Raw genomic sequence first — 3,928 nt, 5'->3', positions numbered from 1 at the left:
CCAGGGACGCGAGCCAGCTCGCCTTGTCCCGGACGGTCAGGACGAACTTCGCGCCGCGGTGCAGCGCGTCGAGTTCGCGGAAGCACGGGACGGCCGCCACGTCGGCCAGGCCGTCGTAGTGCTTTAGCAGCGGAAACCGCCCGTCCCCCCGGGCCAGCGCGTCGAGCGAGGCGCGGTCGATGGGGTAGTGCGCGACGTCGTACCCGAGCAGATGCAGGGCCGACCGCAGACTGCGGGTACCGGTGCGCGTCAGCCCCAGGCCGAAGACCTTGGCCCGGTCCGCTCTGCGCCCGGCCGCGGAGCGAACGCGTCTCCCGGCCCGTACGACGTCGCGGCGGGTGAGGGCCGGCCGGTCCGGCAGCCCCATCGCTTCGACCTCGCGGAGGGATGTCTCCGGCAGGCGCTCGATGTAGCGCCGCACGTCGCGGCCGGTGGCGCTCTCGGCGACCTGCGACCGGGCGTGGCCGACGGCGGCGCGGGCGACGTCATGGTCCGGCCCCTGGCCCCATCCCGCGACGGCGGCGGCGAAGACGGGCCGGCTGGCCTCCGTACGGCTCCGGAGCTCCCGGAGGGCGATCTTGGCGAAGACGTGGTCGTAGTGCTGGAAGTGGTCGTGGAGGATATGCGCGCCCCGGTACTGCACGGAGTCCTGGACGCCTTTCAGCGCCAGCTCCAGACGGGTGCTCTCCGGCCGCAGCAACCACGCGACGTCGTCCCTGCGGACCTCGGCCCGCCGCATCCGCCGCACCACATCGGCCCGGACGATGTGCACCCCGCACGGCACCCGGCCCCGGAAAGGGTCGTGCACGTAACACTCCACGAAGGCGAGCTCGTTGGCGTCGAGAAACGGACGGAGATCCTCCAGGATGAGGCAGTCGGCGTCGAGGAACACCACGCAGGAGGCGTCCCCGTAGTCGATGTCCAGCATCAGGTCGACGGCGCGCCAGAACGGCCGCACGTCGTCGACGATGTGCACCCGGTGCGGACGGATGTGCTGTACGGCCAGGTCGAGAGCCAGATCCGTCGTGCGCTCGCCGACCGTCCGCAGCACGAGATGCACGCGCCGCCCCGCGGCGGGCGGGCTCACGTCCTCCAGCTCCTGGACGGCGCCCGTCCCCCTGGCTCTCGCCAGGCCCTGCCCGTGTGAACGCACCGGCGGAACTCCCAGGCTCTCGACTCCCCACGGCATCGCCGACGCCGACCACAGCCCGACGATCGTCGTCTCCGGGAGTGCATGCCCCCGCCCCCTACCGCCAAGCGGCGACTTCCGGACGATCGGTTTCCCCGTCGCCTTCCTCCTCCGCGGACCCCTCCTACAACAGGGCCAGGACCTCCCGCAGCTCATCAGCGGTCGGCGCCCACTCGCCCGCCGCCGCGTTCGCCTTCACCTGCTCCGGCTTCGTAGCCCCCGCGATCACCGATCCGCACCCCGGGAGCGCGGCGAGACCGCCGACGGCGATCTCCAGGAGGCTGCAGCCGTGGTCCACCCCCCAGGCGGTCAGCGCCTCGACGACGTCCAGCCGCGCCTCCGTCACCCGATGCGCGCTGACCGCGATACGCGTGCCCTCCGGGATCGGCTTGCCGCGCCGTACCTTGCCCGTCAGCAGACCGTTCGCCAGCGGGAAGTACGGCAGCACGCCCAGGCCGAAACGGCGTGCCGCCGGCACGACTTCTTCCTCGATATCGCGCTCCAGCAGCGACCAGTGGTTCTGCGCGGACACAAAAGGCTCGAACCCTCCGGAACGGGCAACGCACGCGGCTTCCGCGATCTGCCACCCCGCGAAATTTGAGTTTCCGATATAGCGGACCTTGCCCTCGCGGACCAATTCGGTCAACGCGGCCAGGGTCTCCTCAATAGGGGTATACGGATCGGGCGTATGGATTTGGTAGAGGTCGATATGGTCTGTACGGAGACGCCTGAGGGACCCCTCTACGGCGCGGCGGATGTAGGCGCGCCCGCCCCGGGCGCCGGCCGCGGGACCGTAACCCATCGTCAATCTCTGATGCCCGAACTTCGTGGCCAGCACAATCTGCTCGCGCCGGCCCCGAAAGCATTCGCCGAGAACGGACTCGGAGTCGCCGTAGACGTCCGCGGTGTCGAACAGCGTGATCCCGGCGTCCAGCGCGGCGTCCACCACCCCCCGCGCCTGCTCCAGGCCGACGGAACGGCCCAGCTCATTACAGCCCAAACCGACCGCGGAGACCTGCAAACCCGATGTGCCGAGCGAGATATAGCGCATGATTTCTCAGCGTAACGACAGGTGGCGCGCATTCAAGAGGGAGTCCTCGCGATCCGCCGCCGAAGATCGTCTCTTTGGCGGGCGGGCGGGCGGGCGGGCGGGCGGGCGGGACGGCGCGGAGATCGTGATCCGGAGATCGCGATGCGGAGATCGTGAGGGGAAGGCCGCACCGCGCTGGCCGGAAGTCGGCGCTCGCGCGGAGCACCCGCCTATGGAGGCTATGCAGGGGGTAGGCAAGGCCCGGACAGTGATTCGTCATGAACGTACTTCGACAGTCCGGGGTGAGGCGGTTGGGGGAACGACTCGGGGTGCCGGAGAAACCACCGGATCTCTCACCGGATCTGTCGGCGGGGGTGGCGTCGCGGCTTCTCGACAAGGGGCTGGCGGTTCGCCGGGTGCCGCGGGTAACCGCGCCCGGCCTCGGGATGCTGCGCGACGTCGTCGCCCGACGCCACGGGCCGCTGCTCTGCTCAGGTCTTCTCGACTCCTGGCCCGCCCGTACCGCCTGGACTCCGGCCGCCTTGGCGGAGCGCCACGGCGAGCGGCGGGTGACCGCCCTGATGGATCTCCCGGGCGGCGGCGTCCTCTTCCCGCAGGATCAGCGGTGCTACGAGAAGGAGCTGAGGTTCGGGGAGTTCGTCGAGCGGATGCGGGCGGCCGGGCCCTCCGCACCCTGCTACCTCGCCTATCAACGGGCCCACGAGATCTTCGACCCGGCCGACTGCGACTTCGCCTCCCTCCTGCCGTCCGACGGGCACCCCACCGACACCCGGGTGTGGATCGGCTCCGCGGGGACGCGTTCGATGCTGCACTCGGACCTCAAGGACAATTTCTTCTGCCAGATCTGGGGTGAGAAGAGCGTGACGCTGCTGGACTGGCGGGACAGCAGGGCCGCGTACCCCTTTCCGGACAACCTGGTGAACAGTCAAGTAGACCTGGGCGACCCGGATTTGAGGAGCTTCCCGCGACTGAGGCAGGCGGTGCTGCACGTCGTACGGATGGCCCCCGGCGACCTGCTCTACATCCCGCGCGGCTGGTGGCACGACATCCGGGCGCACACCGCGTCCGTATCGGTCAACCACTGGTTCGGGCGGCCGCTGGGAGCGCCTCAGTACCTGGCCCTGCTCGGCATTCTCGGCCCGCGGTACTGGAAGGCCACCACCCGCGACTTCATCGGGCACGGGCTGCTGCGCCGGACGGAGCCGACGCGCTTCTTCTTCAGCCCTCCGTCCACCGGAAAACGGCTCTACGACGCCCTCCGGTTCGGCGACTTCTCCCGCGGAAACGACCCCAGCGCGTCCTAGCCCGGCAACGGGCTCCCGCACCGCACCGCCGATCGTCGCGCAACCTCATCGACCCGTGAGACATCGACTCAGGAGACCGGTTTGGCTGAGCGAACTGGGCGTCAACCGCCGCGTGTGCTGGTGACCGGCGGAGCGTCAGGAATCGGCGCCGCCATCGCGCGGCGCTTCGTACGGGACGGGGCGCGGGTGGCCGTTCTCGACCGCGACGGAGACGCCGTCGCACGGTTCGCGGACGGCATCTCCGAAGCCGAAGCCGAAGCCGAGACGGAGACCGAGACCGAAGCCGTGCTGCCGCTGCACGCGGATGTGGCGGAGGAGGACGGGGTGACGGAGGCGTTCGCCAAGGCCGAGACGGCCCTGGGCGGACTCGACGTGGTCTGCAAC

At 70.3% G+C, this 3,928-nt stretch carries 4 protein-coding genes; 2 read left to right on the top strand and 2 right to left on the bottom strand.

The annotated features are described in order from the left end of the window. On the bottom strand, positions 1-1,087 hold a 1,087-nt coding region (locus ACFU99_RS36305), incomplete at its 3' end, for a sulfotransferase (protein ID WP_384400696.1). 226 nt (positions 1,088-1,313) lie between these two features. Beyond that, positions 1,314-2,240, bottom strand: coding sequence for an aldo/keto reductase (locus ACFU99_RS36300; protein WP_384400693.1), 927 nt, complete (start codon positions 2,238-2,240; stop codon positions 1,314-1,316). A 257-nt stretch (positions 2,241-2,497) separates the two neighbouring features. Here ACFU99_RS36300 and ACFU99_RS36295 point away from each other — a divergent pair, with 257 nt between their 5' ends. Both ACFU99_RS36295 and ACFU99_RS36290 read left to right on the top strand, forming a co-directional pair. Then, entirely contained in the window at positions 2,498-3,544 is a 1,047-nt protein-coding gene (locus ACFU99_RS36295) for a cupin-like domain-containing protein (RefSeq protein WP_384400691.1), read from the top strand. Between the two features lie 81 nt (positions 3,545-3,625). Further along, on the top strand, positions 3,626-3,928 hold a 303-nt coding region (locus ACFU99_RS36290), incomplete at its 3' end, for an SDR family NAD(P)-dependent oxidoreductase (protein WP_384400688.1).

The sequence above is a fragment of the Streptomyces sp. NPDC057654 genome (assembly GCF_042800135.1).
Taxonomy (GTDB): Bacteria; Actinomycetota; Actinomycetes; order Streptomycetales; family Streptomycetaceae; genus Streptomyces.
Note: the sequence above shows the minus strand (reverse complement) of the source record. Positions and strands in the feature narration are given on the sequence as shown.

Excerpts from the sequence above, each read along its gene's own strand:
- ACFU99_RS36295 (WP_384400691.1), top strand. The coding sequence starts at position 2,498 with ATGAACGTACTTCGACAGTCCGGGGTGAGGCGGTTGGGGGAACGACTC.
- ACFU99_RS36300 (WP_384400693.1), bottom strand. The coding sequence starts at position 2,240 with ATGCGCTATATCTCGCTCGGCACATCGGGTTTGCAGGTCTCCGCGGTC.